Source organism: Aeromonas fluvialis (assembly GCF_000819885.1).
GTDB lineage: Bacteria > Pseudomonadota > Gammaproteobacteria > Enterobacterales > Aeromonadaceae > Aeromonas > Aeromonas fluvialis.
The window spans coordinates 51,639-68,071 of record NZ_CDBO01000021.1 but is presented as its reverse complement, the minus strand read 5'-3'; the positions used below and the strand labels follow the sequence as shown (position 1 = coordinate 68,071).

At 59.4% G+C, this 16,433-nt stretch carries 13 protein-coding genes; 12 read left to right on the top strand and 1 reads right to left on the bottom strand.

The window, feature by feature from the left end:
• Window positions 1-74 precede the first annotated feature (74 nt).
• The 5 genes from BN1125_RS05230 (at window position 75) to BN1125_RS05210 (ending at window position 5,222) form a co-directional block, all read left to right on the top strand.
• Window positions 75-290, top strand: coding sequence for an HP1242/YdcH family protein (locus tag BN1125_RS05230; RefSeq protein ID WP_005337763.1), 216 nt, complete (start codon window positions 75-77; stop codon window positions 288-290).
• A 162-nt stretch (window positions 291-452) separates the two neighbouring features.
• Window positions 453-1,646, top strand: coding sequence for a sugar ABC transporter substrate-binding protein (locus BN1125_RS05225; protein ID WP_042011075.1), 1,194 nt, complete (start codon window positions 453-455; stop codon window positions 1,644-1,646).
• The gene (locus BN1125_RS05220; RefSeq protein WP_042011074.1) at window positions 1,643-3,781 is read left to right on the top strand and encodes a GGDEF domain-containing protein; all 2,139 of its coding nucleotides are present in this window, start codon (window positions 1,643-1,645) and stop codon (window positions 3,779-3,781) included. Before BN1125_RS05225 ends, BN1125_RS05220 begins: the two co-directional genes overlap by 4 nt.
• Window positions 3,782-3,919: 138 nt before the next feature.
• Window positions 3,920-4,579 carry a YceH family protein gene (locus BN1125_RS05215; RefSeq protein WP_042011073.1) on the top strand — a complete coding sequence of 220 codons (660 nt, stop codon included), beginning with the start codon at window positions 3,920-3,922 and terminating at the stop codon, window positions 4,577-4,579.
• Between the two features lie 85 nt (window positions 4,580-4,664).
• Entirely contained in the window at window positions 4,665-5,222 is a 558-nt protein-coding gene (locus tag BN1125_RS05210) for a HutD family protein (protein ID WP_042011072.1), read from the top strand.
• A 108-nt stretch (window positions 5,223-5,330) separates the two neighbouring features.
• Here the strand turns inward: BN1125_RS05210 and azu are convergent, their stop codons facing one another.
• Window positions 5,331-5,771, bottom strand: coding sequence for an azurin (gene azu / locus BN1125_RS05205; RefSeq protein ID WP_042011071.1), 441 nt, complete (start codon window positions 5,769-5,771; stop codon window positions 5,331-5,333).
• Window positions 5,772-6,107: 336 nt separating this feature from the next.
• Between azu and BN1125_RS05200 the strand changes: the two genes are divergently transcribed.
• From BN1125_RS05200 to BN1125_RS05170, 7 genes are all read left to right on the top strand, one after another.
• Entirely contained in the window at window positions 6,108-7,154 is a 1,047-nt protein-coding gene (locus BN1125_RS05200) for an FAD:protein FMN transferase (protein WP_084202259.1), read from the top strand.
• A 159-nt stretch (window positions 7,155-7,313) separates the two neighbouring features.
• Complete coding sequence (locus tag BN1125_RS05195; RefSeq protein ID WP_042011070.1) at window positions 7,314-8,960, top strand: tetratricopeptide repeat protein; 1,647 nt, start codon at window positions 7,314-7,316, stop codon at window positions 8,958-8,960.
• Window positions 8,961-9,026: 66 nt separating this feature from the next.
• On the top strand, window positions 9,027-9,989 hold the full coding sequence (locus BN1125_RS05190) for an ion channel (protein WP_042011069.1): 963 nt from the start codon (window positions 9,027-9,029) through the stop codon (window positions 9,987-9,989).
• Between the two features lie 155 nt (window positions 9,990-10,144).
• Window positions 10,145-10,951: an exodeoxyribonuclease III gene (gene xthA, locus BN1125_RS05185; protein WP_042011068.1), complete on the top strand. Its 807-nt coding sequence runs from the start codon at window positions 10,145-10,147 to the stop codon at window positions 10,949-10,951.
• 315 nt (window positions 10,952-11,266) lie between these two features.
• A complete protein-coding gene (locus BN1125_RS05180) occupies window positions 11,267-12,466 on the top strand; it encodes an efflux RND transporter periplasmic adaptor subunit (protein ID WP_042011067.1) in 1,200 nt (399 codons plus the stop codon).
• A gap of 9 nt (window positions 12,467-12,475) precedes the next feature.
• Window positions 12,476-15,586, top strand: coding sequence for an efflux RND transporter permease subunit (locus BN1125_RS05175; RefSeq protein ID WP_042011066.1), 3,111 nt, complete (start codon window positions 12,476-12,478; stop codon window positions 15,584-15,586).
• 127 nt (window positions 15,587-15,713) lie between these two features.
• The gene (locus BN1125_RS05170; RefSeq protein ID WP_042011065.1) at window positions 15,714-16,214 is read left to right on the top strand and encodes a hypothetical protein; all 501 of its coding nucleotides are present in this window, start codon (window positions 15,714-15,716) and stop codon (window positions 16,212-16,214) included.
• The last annotated feature ends 219 nt before the right edge of the window (window positions 16,215-16,433 follow it).

The window sequence follows — 16,433 nt, the reverse complement described above, 5'->3', positions numbered from 1 at the left end:
ACATTTATCTGGGGGGGGAAGGGGTAGCTTGGTCTCCAAGGCACAATCAAACGAAACCAAGGAGGCTCCATTACATGTTCCCAGAGTACAGAGAACTCATCTCTAAACTGAAGAGCAGTGATGTCCATTTCCAGAAGAAGTTTGACTTGCACAACGACCTGGATGCGGAGATTAGAAAGTTGGAAAAGCATCACGCCAGCGACTATAGCGCCGAGGTGAGAGATCTGAAAAAACAGAAACTCAAACTGAAAGAGGAGATATACGACATCCTCAAACAACATCCACAATAAATGCCTCAAAGAATATGCGGATAAGCAATTTATCCCCTAGCCCGACCCAAGCGTCGGGCTTTATGTCGCATCAGTCAATTAGTTGATCCGCCACACTACCGACGGTAGCGGTTGTTTGTTACTCTTTTCATTTCTGATTAAATGGAGAGATGTGAAGGCAACATGACCACAGATCGGTTTTTTTATCATCTTTTGCTGCTGTGCATCTTCTCTGGCATCCAGCCACTGCGGGCCCATGAGCCAACGCTGGAGTTGTGGCACTCCCAGCAGGCCGGATATGTGATCGACGACGTGATCACCCGCTTCAATCAGGAAGGCAATCACAGGGTGCATGTCACCCAGTTCGAGTCAGGCAAGATCAAGGCGGATATCCTGCTGGCTGCGCAAGCCAGGGGATTACCTGACCTGATGCTGATCCCGTCCGACTTTATCGGTCTCTACCGGCAGATGTCCCTCGCCCCCCTGCCAACCAGATGGTTCTCATCTGCGCTGATGAGCAGTGCTCTGCAATATGTCACCCTGGATCAGCAACGCTGGGGCATGCCCATGATGCAGGGCAACCATCTGATGCTGTTTTACAACAAGGAACTGGTCTCCACCCCCATCACCCGCTGGCAAGAGCTGAACGCCATTACCCCACACCTGCTTGCACAAGGGATCTCCCCCGTCAGTTGGCCCTATCACGAGATGTACTACTTTGCGGCGTTTTTGCTCACCTTTGGTGGCTCGCCGGTGACCGAAGGCCGCATCACTCTCGACACACCGGCCATGGTTCAGGCACTGGAAGCCTACCGCACTGTCGCCAGAGAGCTGTGGGGCGATCCCGACTGCGACTATGATACCGCCCTCACCCGTTTTAACGAGGGCAAGAGTGCCTATCTCGTCAACGGGGACTGGGCCTTCAATGACTTGGTTAAAAACATGGGAGAACGGCTTGGCGTGGCCCTGCTGCCTCACTGGGAAGACCGCCAGATGCACTCAATGAGCGGAGCCTACGTCCTGAGTGTTTCTCGTTGGGCAATGGCAGATGAAGAGCGGCAGCCCGTCATCAAAGCCCTGATGGCCTTTATCCAGCGGGAGGATATTCAGCAATTGATGTATCGGCAGGGTGCGCTGTTGCCAATCAATGAGCAGGCTTTTGCCACCATCAACCAACAGCCAGCACCGCACGAAAAGGTCATGCTGGAACAGTTTACCCTCAGTACCCCCATGCCCTCCGCCAGCGCCATGTCCATCGCCTGGCAAGCGATGGAGAAAGGGTTCGAGCGTTTCATAGAGGGAAGCAGTGCAGCTGATGCGGCCCGTTACATGCAGCAACTGGCCGATCAGCAATACCGGCAGGTCAAGTCAAAATGAGCCACCGTACCTTTCGTCTCGGTCCCACGCTCGTCGTCATCCTGTTCACCGTTGCCCTGCTGCCTGCGCTGCTGGTGAGCGGCATATTGCTGGCTCGTCAGCACCAGATCATTGCCCAAAGCGAACAATCCCAGCTGGAGCGGGCCCTCACCAGCATGACCCGTGACGCACTCTTTCGCAGCAACCTGATCGGCACCCAGCTTCAGCAACTCAGCAACGACCGGGTGCTCAATCAGGCACTCGAGAATTTTCTCTTCTCCAGTCATGCCCGGCTGGCGCTGGCTACCTTCATCAAGTCCAACAGCCTGCTGACCTCGGCCTACCTCATCGATGGCAAGGGACGGGTAGTGGAGTACATCAATGGCCAGGCCTCCCACCTCGAGTCGAGCAACCTGATGCCGCAACTGATGGCCTGGAGCAAGACCCATGAGGCGAAACAGGGCAAGCATCTGCTGCTGCCCGTCGATGATCCCGTGCTGTTTGGCGATAGGGCGCAGAACCGCAGCAGCGGACTGGCGCTGGTGGCCCCCATCTATCGCAACCACCAGCGCGCAGGCGTGATGCAGACCCCTTCCGGCTTCGTGATGGCGCTCCTCCCCTGGCGGCAGATGGCCCAACTACTGGAACCCTATCTGAAGGGAAGCGAGTATCTGGTTATTTCACAAGGAGATACCCCTCTCTACGAAGGCTCACACGACAGCACCAGAGACATGGACGACCGGGTGCCCAGCCAGATGGCGCAGCGCTTGACCATCAGTTGGCCGCAATTGGAAGAGACGATGTCCCCCACCATCACCCTCTACAGCTACAGCGATGACAGGGTCAGCGAACTCAACAAATCCCAGCAGCTGCTGACCGTCAGCATCGCCGTCATGTTGCTGCTGGTGGCCATCGGCTGCGTCTGGCTAACCCGCTGGTTCACCCGACCGCTGCGCTCGCTGGCCGCGCTCGTGCGCAGCTATGGCAAGGGCAACTACCAGCAACGGCAGGCGCCGCTGCGCTTTGTGGAGTACGACGAGGTGCGCCAGCTGCTGCAGGAGATGGCCTACACCATCTCGGCCCAGGTACGGGCGCTCTATCAGCAGAATGAACAGCTGCAGCAGGCCAATGGCGAGAAGGAGGCCTTCAACCAGCGGCTGCTCGGCTTCAACGATGAGCTGGAACAAGAGGTTGTCTTACAAACGACCGCCCTGCGCTCGGCCTTGAGCCGGGAGGAGCGCAGCCGCCATATCCTGCAATCCTGGCTGCAGTTCGGTCTACACCAACAGCCGGATATCGATATTGCAGAGCTGGCCAGCTCTGCCCTGCTGCAACTCTCCCTGCTCTATCCGGGCCACCGCTGGGGGCTGGTGATCCTCCGCGACGGGCAGCTCTACTATTCACTGACCCAGGGGGTGGATGCCCCCTTGCGGGATGCCCTGCAGCAAAAACTGGCCCAACTGATGGATGAGGAGGTCAAACAATCCGAATGCCAGTGGGATAACGCACTCTGGAAGATCATGACCCTGCCCGGTAGCCAGAGTGGCGTACTGTTTGGCTATCTGATGGTCAGCGCCGAAGGGCTGGAGCCAGAAGACAGGGCCATCTTGCGGCTATTTGCCAAACAGCTGGCAGTGGGCATCGAGGGGCAACTCTTTACCGATGAGCTGGCGCGGGTTGCCCGTACCGACAACCTCACCGGCCTGCCCAACCGGCAGGCATTTGAAGAGGCCTTCCATCATTATCAGGCGGTTCTTGCGCGCCATCCCGAACGCCATCTCGCCCTCTTTATGCTCGATCTCAACGGCCTAAAGCGCACCAACGACCAGTATGGGCACGAGGCGGGCGACGCCCTGCTGATCCAGATGGCTCGCCAGCTGCGCACCCTCTGCCGCCAAAATGAACAGATCTTCCGTATCGGCGGCGACGAGTTCGTTCTGCTGGCGGAGGCCGATCACCTCGCCTGCCAGCGACTGGCCGCCAGGCTGGAGGACAGCCAACAGATCGCAACGGTGCAACATGGGGAACACAGCTTCCCGCTGCGCTTTGCCATCGGCTGGAGCAGCAGCGATAAGACTCCGCTGGCAGAACTCAGCCGGGTAGCGGACGATGCCATGTATGCCGACAAATCGCGTTTTTATCACAGCCATCCATGAGTCCTGCTTGCACAATGGTTGGCGAGCCTTTCGCCAACCTCCTGATTAGCTCGCAAAAATCGCGCTCCGCGCTAGACGCGGCATGGACCATGATTAAGATAGGGTCACTTGATATCGCGATTTGAAAGGGAGTAGGAAATGGAGTTAATACTTGGCCCGCTGGAGGCCCGTGTCATCGGCTGTCTGATTGAAAAAGAGATCTGCACCCCGGATCAATATCCCCTCTCCCTCAATGCACTGGTCAACGCCTGCAATCAGAAGAGTAACCGCGAGCCGGTGCTGGAGCTCTCAGAACTCGATATCCGCGCCGTGGTGGACGAGCTGATCCGCAAGCGGCTGGTGGTCAACACCGCCGGTTTCAACGCCCGGGTGCCCCGCTACCAGCACAGATTCTGCAACACCGAGTTTGGCGAGCTGAAATTCGATACCCGCGAGCTCGGTATCATCTGCGAGTTGCTGCTGCGCGGCCCGCAAACCCCGGGTGAACTGCGTTCGCGCACCAACCGCCTCTGCAGTTTTGATGACGTGACCGAAGTCGATGCGGTGCTCGGCACCCTTATCGAGCGTGGCCCCTACGTGGTCAAACTGCCGCGCGAGCCGGGCAAGCGCGAATCCCGCTACGCCCACCTCTTTAGCGGCGAAGTGGATATTCAGGCGATGATAGATGCCGCCCCTGCGGCAGCTTACGCCTCCCCCGCCGTCGACCGTCTGAGCGAGCTGGAGCAGGAGGTAAACGAGCTCAAGAGCCGTCTCGCCGCCATGGAAGCGCGGCTGGCTGCGCTGGATGGTCAGGGCTGATCGCCTTTACCATCACCAATCTCTATCAGGGAGCCGGGGCTGATGTCCCCGGCTCCCTGCATTTTTTCATCGTGAGGACGTGCCCGTGATCTCCCTGATTCAAGAGTCTGACCACCAGAAGATGCCCTGGAAAAACCAGCAGGGTACCACCAGCCAGCTCCTCATCTCCCCCAAGGGGGCGAGCCTTGCCAACCTCGACTTTGACTACCGACTAAGCTCGGCCCCCATCAAGAGCGCGGGTCCCTTCTCCCCCTTTCCCGGTTATCAGCGCATTTTACTGCCGGTGAGCGGGGCAGGCTTTGTGCTCAACGGCCACCCCTACGCCACCTTCGAGGCGGCGCACTTTAGCGGCGATGAGGAGATCCACTGCGAGTTGCTGAAAAAAGAGGTGACCGATCTGGGGCTTATCTACCATCCGGATCGGATTGCCGCCAACGTGCGGGTTTTAAACCTCCCCTTCCCCCTGACCCTGACCCTTGAGCCAGAGAAGACCTACCTCTGCCACCTGCTGAGTGGCCAGTTGACCGTGCAGGGCAAAGAGGTGGCCCTCAACGAGACGCTGGTGGTGACCGGGGAAGAGAGCATTCACTTCGAGTGTCAGAAGAAGAGTGCCATCGCCTTCTTTACCCTGCAGGCCAAATAGCGCGGAAGTCGGCTGCACGCAGCCACCACACACAAGCAACAGAGATGAAAAAGCCGGGCAATCCCGGCTTTCTCTAGTCAGGTAACCAGCTCGATGCCGGTCATCGCCTTAGTTGATCTTGAAGGCGCCCTTCATCATGGCGAAGTGGCCGGGGAAGGAGCAGAAGAAGGTGAGATCCTTGCCCGCCAGCCCATCGGTCTTGAAGGTGACGCTGCTGCTCTCACCGCCGCCGATCATCTTGGTGTGGGCCAACACCCGGGGATCATCCTTGGGCAGATAGCCGTTTTCGGCCCCGGCGCTCATCCCGGCAGTCGCCACAGTCTGATAGTCGGCGGTGCTGGTCAGCACCCAGTTATGGCCCATGGCGGTAGCAGGCAGCTTGCCGGTGTGGTTCAGGGTAACCGTCACCTCTTTGCAGGTGGCCGGCACGCTCATCTCTTTGAGGTTGTACTGCATGGCATCATTGCCTTCGATGATCAATGCGCACTCATCGGCCAGAGCCGGGGCAGCCAGAGTACTCAGAAACAGCAGGGTAATCGCCTTTTTCATCATCTTCTCCTTTGATTGGCAATGGATGGCAACGACTTGGCGGATGCGGTGAACGCTTCGCAAAGATGCCGTCTAAATCGACCTTCATTGTACCCAATTGTTTTCAATCGGCGATGGGTTTTGGCCAAAGCTGCGGGCCAGGTCACCAGACGGTGCTGTACTCGCCACTCTCTCCCCTCACGGATGGACGGTACGGCGCGCGGCTGTCACTGATTCAAAACTGTTTAATTTTTTCTGCCCTTTTCCCCCCGATTGGCCTCATCATCGCTCGCTCGGTGGGCGCCCCTTGGCTAGGCTAGCGCCCCGATATGAACCTTCTCCAGATGAGAGCACCGGATGATTGCGATGACCCCCGTGGCGGCCCTGCGCGGCCTGCTGCTGATCCTGCTGCTGGCGCTGGCCGGCTGCCAGCCCACCCCGCCTGCCCAGACCCGTATTCAGGGCAAGACCATGGGCACCTACTATGTGGTGACCCTGAGCGATAGCTACCCCGGTGGGGAGCCCGCCCTCAAAAGCGACGTAGAGAGCCTGCTGGCCCGGATGAACAAGCAGATCTCCACCTACGATCCGGGTTCGCTCATCTCCCGTTTCAATCAGGGACCCGCCAACACCCCGTTTGCCATCCCACCCGCCATGGCCATCATAGTCCAGCAGGGGATTGATGCTGGTCACTTGACCCGGGGCAAGCTGGATGTAACCGTGGGACCACTGGTTAATCTGTGGGGCTTTGGCCCCGACAAACACCCGGTCAAGCGGCCCGATGAGGCGGCCATCGCCGCCGCCCGCCACAAGGTGGGGATCGACAAGCTAACCCTGACCCCGCAAGGGGATCACTTCCTGCTCGAAAAAACGATCCCGGATCTCTATCTCGACCTCTCCACCCTCGGCGAGGGGGCGGCATCGGATGAAATCGCCACCCTGCTCGAGGGCAAGGGGGTACACAACTATCTGATCGAAGTGGCCAGTGCGGTGCGCAGCAAGGGCAACAACAGCAAGGGCTCGCCATGGAAAGTGGCCATCGTCGAACCCTCCGATCAGCCGGGGGCCTTCTCCGATATCGTCATCCCCAACGGCATGGCGCTCAGCACCGCGGGCAGCTATCGCAACTACTACGAGATGGATGGCCAGCGTTACTCCCATATCATCGACCCCGCCACCGGCCAGCCGGTTACCCACAAGCTGGTCTCCGCCAGCGTCATCACCCCGACCGCGCTGGAGGCCGATGCCCTCGATACCGCGCTGATGGTGATGGGGCCCGAAGCAGGTATGGCCTTTGCCAAACAGCACAAGCTGGCGGTCTATCTCATCATCAAGACCGAACAGGGGTTCAAGGCCGAGTACACGCCGCAATTTGCTCCCTATCTGGCAGAGAAAAAACGGTGAGTTCAAGGCCCTGGCAACAGGGCCTTTTTCTTTCACTCATCGCGGGCAAGAGGCGGACAAACGGAGATGGTTCGCAATCGACAACTTGGCCAATTGCCTCTTCGGGCGCTTTGGTGGCACACTTTCTCCCATCAGCCCGTAGCGCCTCGACCCAGACAGATGCAGACACCTGAACAAGAGCCAGAAAAAAAGAGCCCAGCCAAGCCGCAACGCATTCTGATGGTCAATGAGCAGCGCGCGTTTCAGGTGATGATGAAGGCGATGCTGATCAATCTGGGCATCAACAACATCACCTACTCCAATACCGCCGAGGATGCGCGGCGCCGCTGCCAGAAGGGCAGCTTCGATATCTATCTCATCGATTACGATCTGGGGGTCGGCGAAAATGGCCGCCAGTTGCTGGAGAGCCTGCGCGACCAGCACCTGATCCCGCCCCGGAGCGTGGTGATCATGGTGAGTGGCGACAGCTCCCGCGCCATGGTGCTGAGCGCGCTCGAGGCCGAACCGGACGAATACCTGATGAAACCTTTCTCCCAGGAGCAGTTCTCGTTTCGCTTGAAGCGTGCCCTCGCACGGCGCAACGCGCTGGCCAGCGTCTTTACCGCGCTGGCCGATGACAATCTGGCAGCCCTCATTACCGCCTGTGCCGAGCGGGCCGATGCGGTGCCCCGTTTTGCCAACTACTGCCGCTGCCTGCAGGCCGATACCCATCTCAAAGTGGGTCAGGCGCAAGAGGCACGCTCCCTGATGCGCCAACTGCTGGCCGGGCAGGAGAACAGCTGGGCCCGCCTGACCCTGGGCAAGGCGTGCAACACCCTGGGGCTCCACGAAGAGGCGGTCAGCCATCTGCAGGCGACCCTCAAAAATACCCCGCTGATGGTGGAGGCTCACCTCTGGCTGGCGGAATCCCTGTTAGCCCTTGGCAATGACGAGCAGGCGCAGCAGGAGCTGAGACGGGCAGTGGATATCTCCCCCCAGTCGGTGCAACTCTCCCGTCGGCTGGCGGAGGTGTGCCTGCAGCGTCACGACTACGCCCAAGCCAAGGATGTGCTGATGTCGCTGATCGACCTGTCACGCAACTCCATCCACCGCACGCCCCATTATCTGGGGGCCTATATCCAGACCCTGACCCTCTACGCCCTCAACAGCAACGACAGCTACCACATCGCCAACCTGCAAAAGCAGGTCAATACGGCCCTGTCGCGCATCCGTGATTCGCTGATGATGTCGGAGTTCAACTACCCGGTGTTCGAACAGATCTGTCAGGCCCGGGTGCAGATTGCGCTGGGCGAGCTGCTCAAGGGCAAGAAGATGCTCTATCGCGCCAATCAGAACTGGCTCGATGAACCGGCCACCATGCCCCCCGCCCTGCTTGGCGAAACCATCCTCGCCCTCTATCAGCTCGGCGAGTTCGAATACGCCGAAAGCCTGCAGAGCCTACTGGCGGAGGACGAAGACCGACTACTCACCACCTGCATTCAGGCAACCCGGGATGACAGGACGGTGCTGGAGCGGCGCCAACGCTACCAGCAGCTCAATGACCTGGGGATCAAAGCCTATCAAGCTGGGCAGTTGGAGCAGGCACTCGGCCACTTTCGTGAGGCCCTGCGCCGCGCCCCCGCCAATACCGGTGCCGCCCTCAACAAGATCCAGGTGCTGCTGCAACTGATGCAGAAAAACCGCAAGAGCCCGGAATTTGGTGCCGAGTGCAAAGACACCCTGGAGGTGCTCGACGGCATCCCCCTCAACCCGGCCCAGCAGGAGCGTTTTCGCAAGCTGCGTCAGGAGTTCAACCAGTTCAGCTAAGACGCCGCCGCGCCGCCTTTTCCCAGCCTATGCTGAAACCAGTTCGGCAATACGAGGGAAACGAAGATGGCGATGTGTCGTTATCTGGTGGCCGATGGCCGCCACTGCAGTGAAGAGGCGGGCGAACACGATCTCTGCCACTGGCATGATCCCCATGCCAGTCATCAGGAGGCCCACACCGCGCAGGCGCTCGAACAGTATGTCCGTGACGGCGGCCTCTGCCACGGTCTGCAGTTGTCACGCGCCAATCTGGCGGGACTCAATCTGGTCAAAAAGGAGTCCGATCAAGGATTTTTACTGGAGCAGTGCAACCTCTATCGCGCCAACCTGCGCGGTGGCCACCTCTACGGCCTGCGCATGAAGGGGGGTAGCCTGATGAAGGCCGATCTCTGTGATGCCAACCTCCAGTGCGCCACCCTCGATGACGTCAACCTGCTCGGTGTTCGCTGGCACCACACCCGGCTCGATAACATGAAGACCGGCAAACGGGTGATGCAGGATCGCAAGGGACGCCGTGAACGGGATCCCAAACAGGCGCGTATCTGGTTCAAGGAGGCGGAAGAGACCTACCGGGATCTGCGTAAAGCCTCCGAGGCGCAGGGGATCTTCACCATGTCAGGTAACTATATCCAGCAGGAGCTCACCATGCGCCGCCTGCAACTGCCGTTCTGGTCGAGCCAGCGTTTCACCTCGTGGGTGGTCGATCTCTTCTGTGGTTATGGCGAGGCGCCGATGCGGGTGGTGCTCTTCTCCATGTTGCTCATCTTTATCTGCAGCATTTTCTACTTCTTCTTTGGCCTGAGCTTTCAGGGGGAGCACCTTATCTACCGACCAGAGGCAAGCTTCGATGAGAACGCCATCTTCCTGCTCGAGTGCCTCTATTACAGCGTGGTCACCTTCACCACCCTGGGTTATGGCGACTTCACCCCGGTCGGTCTGTCGAGGATCTTCGCCGCCTTCGAGGCCTTCACCGGCAGCTTCACGCTGGCGCTGTTCGTGGTGGTGTTTGTCAAAAAGATGACCCGCTAACTACCGGTTCACGGCCTTACGGCGAGGTCGTGAACCGGTTGCCCATCACCCGAGCCCTGCCTCAGAGGCTGCCCCGGGTAGCGCCCCGATGCTTGCATCCACTGCCGATTCCTAGTCCAATAGCGACTAATAAAAATGACATGAGCGTCCCGGACATGAAGATCATCTCTTTCAATATCAACGGCCTGCGTGCCCGTCTTCACCAGTTGCAAGCCATTATCGACAAGCACCAGCCCGATGTCATCGGCCTGCAGGAGATCAAGGTGCACGACGAAGCCTTCCCGCTGGCCGATGTGGAAGCCATGGGTTATCACGTCGAATTCCACGGCCAGAAGGCCCACTATGGGGTCGCCATCATGAGCAAGCAGAAGCCGGTCAAAGTGGAAAAGGGCTTCCCCACCGATGATGAAGAGGCCCAGCGCCGGATGATCATGGCCACCTTCGAACGGGAAGATGGCTCCCTCATCAAGGTGATGAATGGCTACTTCCCGCAGGGGGAGAGTCAGGATCACGAGACCAAGTTCCCGGCCAAGCAGAAGTTCTATGAAGACTTACAGCACTACCTCGAGACGCATCACACCCCGAGCGATCAGCTTGTGCTGATCGGGGATATGAATATCTCCCCCACCGATCTCGACATCGGTATCGGCGAAGCGAACCGCAAGCGCTGGCTGCGGGATGGCAAGTGCTCCTTCCTGCCCATCGAGCGCGAGTGGATGGCCCGTCTGGAAGGATTCGGCCTGACCGACACCTTCCGCGCCGCCCACCCCGACGAGTGCGAACGCTTCTCCTGGTTTGACTACCGCTCCAAGGGGTTTGATGAAAACCGCGGCCTGCGCATCGACCTCATCATGGCCTCCGATATCCTCAAGGACAGCGTGACCGAGACCGGCATCGACTACGAGCTGCGCGGTATCGAGAAACCCTCCGACCATGCCCCCATCTGGGCCTGCTTCGCCTGAACAGGCGTCAAATGTTAATGAAAAAGCCAGTGGAAAGAGCCCTCTTCACTGGCTTTTTACATTGTGCACGGGCGGCGTCATTAGCCCGCCAACATTTTCATTCCACTCCCCCAAAGGGCTTGAGCAAAGTGGAGCTCCCTTGCCATAATTCGTTGTCCATCAAAAAGATGAAAACTGTCACTTTGAGAAGGTTAGGTTCAAGATAGGGATCCTATTATCCCTTTTTCCGATTTTCCGTCTGTAATGACGTTAATCATGAATTGTGCACAGAGTGCGGATCGCCACGACGGCGATTCCTCCAACAGGAGTGTAAAGATGAAGGCGCCAACCAGCCCACTAGCAAGATTCAAACAAAGCGTGTTGACGCTGGCACTGATCGGCGGACTGACGGCCTGTGGTGGCGAAGCCGACCCGGCAGCCAACACCATGCCTGCGGTCCCAGTGGTGGTTAACGAAGTCACCCCGGTCGATGTGCCGCTCACTACAGAGATGGTGGGTGAAACCGCCGGTTTTCGCGAGATTGAAGTACGCTCCCGGGTGAGCGGCATCCTGCTCAAGCGTACCTATGTGGAAGGCCAGCCAGTGACCGCAGGTCAGGAGCTGTTCCTGATAGACCCCGAGCCCTACAAGGTCGCGCTGGAGCAGGCCAAAGGCAGCCTGGCACAGGAGCAGGCCCGTCTCGACAAGGCCCGCGCCGACCGGGATCGCATCATCCCCCTGTTCAAGCGCCAAGTGGTGAGCCGCAAGGATTATGACGACACCATCGCCAACTATGAGACAGCCATCGCCAGCCATCAGGCCGTCCAGGCCAAAGTGAAGGAGGCCGCCCTCAACCTCAGCTACACCCAGGTTACCGCCCCCATCAGCGGCATGGCGAGCAAGAGCTCCCAGTCCGAGGGCAGCCTCATCTCCACCAGCGGTGACAGCGGCCTGCTGACCACCATCACCCAGTTTGATCCCCTCTACGTCAACTTCTCCTATTCAGAGCAGGATCGCCTCAACTTCGATAACGCGGTGAAAAAAGGGATAATTGAAGCGGTGGACGCCACCAACTGGCGCACCCATATCCGCCTCGCCGATGGCTCAGTCTATCCCGAAGCGGGCAAGCTCAACTTCTCCGACAGCCGGGTCGATCCCCAGACCGGTACCATCCGTGCCCGTGCCATCTTTGACAACAAGGACGGCGTGCTGCTGCCCGGCCAGTTTGTGCGCATGACCATCGATCTGGGTCTGCGCAAGAACGCCATCGTGGTACCGCCACGCGCCATCATCCAGTCTCAGGCTGACCGCATGGTGATGGTGGTCGATGCCGAGAATAAGGTGGTACCCCGTCCGGTCACCCTTGGCACGGCCGTCGATACCGGCGTGCTGATCGAAAGTGGCCTGCAGGCCGGTGAACGCTATATCGTCGAAGGTTTGATGAAGGCCCGTCCGGGTGCCGTGGTGAAACCTGTCTCTGCCGATGAGATGAAGGCGATCAGCACCCAGATGGTCAGCCCGTCTGAGGCCAAGTAAGGAGCTCGTATGTTTTCCAAGTTCTTCATAGAGCGCCCCATCTTCGCCAGCGTGATCTCGATCATTATCGTGCTGGGCGGGTTGGCGGCAATGCGCTCACTCCCCATCGAGCAGTACCCCCAGATCACCCCGGCGGTGGTCTCGGTGACTGCGTACTACCCGGGAGCCACCCCCGAGGTGATCTCCCAGACCGTGGCCGCCCCCATTGAACAGCAGGTCAACGGGGTCGAGAACATGATCTACATGCAATCTGGCTCCGCGTCCAACGGCCAGATGAACCTGAACGTCTACTTCGACATCGGGGTGGATCCGGATCAGGCGACCATCGACGTCAACAACCGGGTCTCGGCCGCCATGGCCCAACTGCCGGAAGAGGTGAAGAAGCAGGGTGTGACGGTGCGCAAGAAGTCCACCGCCATCCTGCAGGTGATCACCTTGCAGTCGCCGAACGGTGCTTTTGATACCACCTATCTGTCGAACTACGCCCTGCTCAACATCATCGATGAGCTCAAGCGTATTCCCGGCGTAGGTGATACTTCCCTGTTCGGGGGCACCGACTACGCCATGCGGATCTGGCTGCGCCCTGACCGTCTGGCCCAGTTGCAGCTCACCCCGAGCGATGTGATCGGCGCTATCCGCGAGCAGAACACCCAGTTCGCGGCGGGTAAGATCGGCACCCAGCCCACCAGTACCCCCACCGACTTCACCTACACAGTGCAGACCAAGGGGCGTCTGGATGACGTTAAGGAGTTCCAGAACATCATCATCCGCTCCATGCCGGATGGCTCCAAGATCCGCGTCAAGGACGTGGCCCGGGTTGAACTGGGCGGCAAGGACTATGACTTACTGGCCCGTGTCAACGGCAAACCGGCCATCGGTATCGCCACCTACCTGCAACCGGGCGCCAACGCCGTTGCGGTCGCCGATCAGGTACGTGAGACCATGGATCGCCTGCAGAGCCGTTTCCCGCAGGATGTGAAGTACGACATTCCCTACGACACCACAGAGTTCGTGAAAATCTCCATCCAGGAGGTGGTATACACCCTGCTCGAGGCGACTGTGCTGGTGTTTGTGGTGGTCTATCTGTTCCTGCAGAACTTCCGTGCCACCCTGATCCCCTGTATCGCGGTACCTGTCTCCCTGATTGGTACCTTCGCCGGCATGCTGATGCTGGGCTTCTCCATCAACCTGCTGACCCTGTTTGGCATGGTGCTCGCCATCGGTATCGTGGTGGATGACGCCATCGTGGTGCTGGAGAACGTCGAACGGATCATGCACGAGAAGAAGTGCTCGGCCAAAGAGGCCTCCATCCTCGCCATGGAGGAGGTATCAGGCCCAGTCGTAGCCATCGTGCTGGTACTCTGCGCCGTGTTCCTGCCGGTCGCCTTCATGGGCGGCATGACTGGGGTAATGTACAAGCAGTTCGCCATCACCATCGCCGTCTCCGTGGCCATATCAGGTCTGGTGGCACTCACCCTGTCGCCGGCCCTGTGCGCCATCCTGCTCAAAGAGGGTCACCACAAACCGGCTCGCTTCTTCGTCTGGTTCAACAACGCCTTCGATCAGTTGACTCGCCGCTATGTACGCGGTGTGGCCTTCCTCAACCGTCGTGTTGGCGTGGCCTTTGGCATCATCGCCGTCATCCTTGCTTGCAGCTATGTGCTGTTTAACAAGGTGCCGGGTGCACTGGTTCCCGACGAAGATCAGGGCTACCTCATCGGCTCGATCATGCTGCCGGATGCCGCCGCCCTGACCCGTACCCAGGCGGTTGCCAACGACTTCGACAAGCTCGCCATGGCCAACCCCAACGTGAAGGACGTGGTGACCTTCTCGGGCTATGACATCCTGGCCGGCTCTGTCATCAGCAACCGTGGTGTCACCTTCATGACCCTGAAAGACTGGAAAGAGCGTCAAGGGGAAGGGCAAGACTCCTTCTCGCTGGCCAAGACCTTCCAGGGAATAAGCCTGATGGGGCTGGCAGATGGCTTCGCCGCCACCTTCAACCCGCCCCCCATCTCGGGCATGTCCACCACTGGTGGCCTTGAGGGTTACCTGCAAAACCGGGGTACCGGCGACGTGCACGCTTTCGCCGCCGAAGTGCAACGTCTGCTTGACGCGGCCAAGGAGCGTCCGGAGTTTGCCAGCGTGAGCACCACCTTCCGTGCCAACGTACCCCAGGTATTCCTGGATCTCGACCGCGAGAAGGCTAAGGCGCTGGGCCTGCCCATCAATGCTGTGTTTGACACCATGCAGGCCACCTTCGGTCAGGTTTATGTCAACGACTTCAACCAGTTCGGCCGTACCTACCGGGTGCAATTGCAGTCAGAGGCGGACTACCGCGCCAAGAAGGATGACATCCGCAACGTCTATGTCCGCTCCAACAACGGCGAGATGATCCCGCTCACCAGTCTGGTGACGGTACGCGACGCCACCGGCCCGGAACTGGTCGAGCGTTTCAACATCTTCCCGGCCGCCAAGATCATGGCCCAGCCGGCACCGGGGGTGAGTTCTGGTCAGGCCATCGCCGCACTGGAGGAGATCGCCGCCAAGACCCTTGGCAACGATGCCAAGCTGGAGTGGACCGGTGCCGCCTATCAGGAGAAGGCTGCCGCAGGTAGCGCCGCCATGGCGTTTGGCTTCGGTATCGTGATGATATTCCTCATCCTGGCCGCTCAGTATGAGCGCTGGAGCCTGCCGTTTGCGGTGATCACCGCCGTGCCGTTCGCCCTGTTCGGCGCCCTGCTCGCCACCTGGGCGGTGGGACTGACCAACAACGTCTACTTCCAGATCGGGCTGGTGACCCTGGTGGGCCTTGCCGCCAAAAACGCCATCCTGATCGTGGAGTTCGCGGTGATGAAGCACGAAGAGGGAATGAGCCTCCTCGAGTCGGCACTGGAGGCAGCGCGCCTGCGTTTCCGTCCCATCATTATGACCTCGCTGGCGTTTATCCTCGGCTGTGTGCCGCTGGTCACCTCCAGCGGTGCAGGTGCGGCGAGCCGTCATGCCCTCGGCTGGCCGGTGATCGGCGGCATGCTGGCGGCGACCTTTATCGCCATCTTCTTTATCCCGCTCTTCTTCCGCCTCATCATGAAGGGCTCGGAGAAACGCGCCAAGCACTAAGCTGCGCCCCGTTGCCCGTTAATCAACTGACCCCCGCCCGTGCGGGGGTCATTTTTTTCCATATCACCCAATCCATTGACCTTCTCCTCAAGGTAAGGTTTACAGTCTCGCTATCTGATCCCGAAGGATGTCCGGATTGTCACTCACCCAGCTCGCAGCCAGATTGCACTCTGTTGTCTTAGCCCGGCTATTGCTGGCGCTGTTGCTTCTCTGCAATCTGACCCTCTGCATCGGCGGGCATGGTGTCTCTCTAGGCAGCATATCCAGTCAAACGAACTCCCTTGCTCACAACATGGCCATGGCCGACAGCGAGAGCCTCGACACCATGGCGTTGATGGATCATCAAGCGCCCGCCCAGACCCTCTCGTGCCATCAGGGGCAGGGGGATGAGGTCGCCATGAACGGTGACTGCAAGATGCAAGCCGGCGTCTCGGGCGCCGCCACTGCCCTGCCCCTCCTTGGCATGCTGATCTCCCTTGTTATCTTGCCGCTGTTGCTGTTCCCCTATCTGGGCGCAACCCGCCATCGGCTCGATCTCTGGTTGCGGGATCCCTTCCTGCGTAGCCGTGGTGCTCACCCCCCCTCCTGGCCACGCCGACATCTGATGCTGTCGGTGTTGCGCCACTAGAACACTCTTCTCCCGTGCATGGGGTAAGGCTCACCTTGCCCATATCTGCACGCCTTTATCGCTTGACCCTGTGACTACTGGCGCCGCCAGCAACAGGGAGCCGTGCGTCCGCTGACTCGTCAGCCGCGCCCCGTTTGCCGTCTCGCCCCCCCCGGGTCATGCCTTGCGCAACCCCCTAGCGGCGGCCTGCACCAGAGAAGAGATATCATGTCATCAGCC

Bases quoted from the DNA above. Each gene is read 5' to 3' on its own strand.
- BN1125_RS05230 (WP_005337763.1), top strand. From the start codon at position 75: ATGTTCCCAGAGTACAGAGAACTCATCTCTAAACTGAAGAGCAGTGAT.
- BN1125_RS05225 (WP_042011075.1), top strand. From the start codon at position 453: ATGACCACAGATCGGTTTTTTTATCATCTTTTGCTGCTGTGCATCTTC.
- BN1125_RS05220 (WP_042011074.1), top strand. From the start codon at position 1,643: ATGAGCCACCGTACCTTTCGTCTCGGTCCCACGCTCGTCGTCATCCTG.
- BN1125_RS05215 (WP_042011073.1), top strand. From the start codon at position 3,920: ATGGAGTTAATACTTGGCCCGCTGGAGGCCCGTGTCATCGGCTGTCTG.
- azu (WP_042011071.1), bottom strand. From the start codon at position 5,771: ATGAAAAAGGCGATTACCCTGCTGTTTCTGAGTACTCTGGCTGCCCCG.
- BN1125_RS05200 (WP_084202259.1), top strand. From the start codon at position 6,108: ATGATTGCGATGACCCCCGTGGCGGCCCTGCGCGGCCTGCTGCTGATC.
- BN1125_RS05195 (WP_042011070.1), top strand. From the start codon at position 7,314: ATGCAGACACCTGAACAAGAGCCAGAAAAAAAGAGCCCAGCCAAGCCG.
- BN1125_RS05190 (WP_042011069.1), top strand. From the start codon at position 9,027: ATGGCGATGTGTCGTTATCTGGTGGCCGATGGCCGCCACTGCAGTGAA.
- xthA (WP_042011068.1), top strand. From the start codon at position 10,145: ATGAAGATCATCTCTTTCAATATCAACGGCCTGCGTGCCCGTCTTCAC.
- BN1125_RS05180 (WP_042011067.1), top strand. From the start codon at position 11,267: ATGAAGGCGCCAACCAGCCCACTAGCAAGATTCAAACAAAGCGTGTTG.
- BN1125_RS05175 (WP_042011066.1), top strand. From the start codon at position 12,476: ATGTTTTCCAAGTTCTTCATAGAGCGCCCCATCTTCGCCAGCGTGATC.
- BN1125_RS05170 (WP_042011065.1), top strand. From the start codon at position 15,714: ATGTCCGGATTGTCACTCACCCAGCTCGCAGCCAGATTGCACTCTGTT.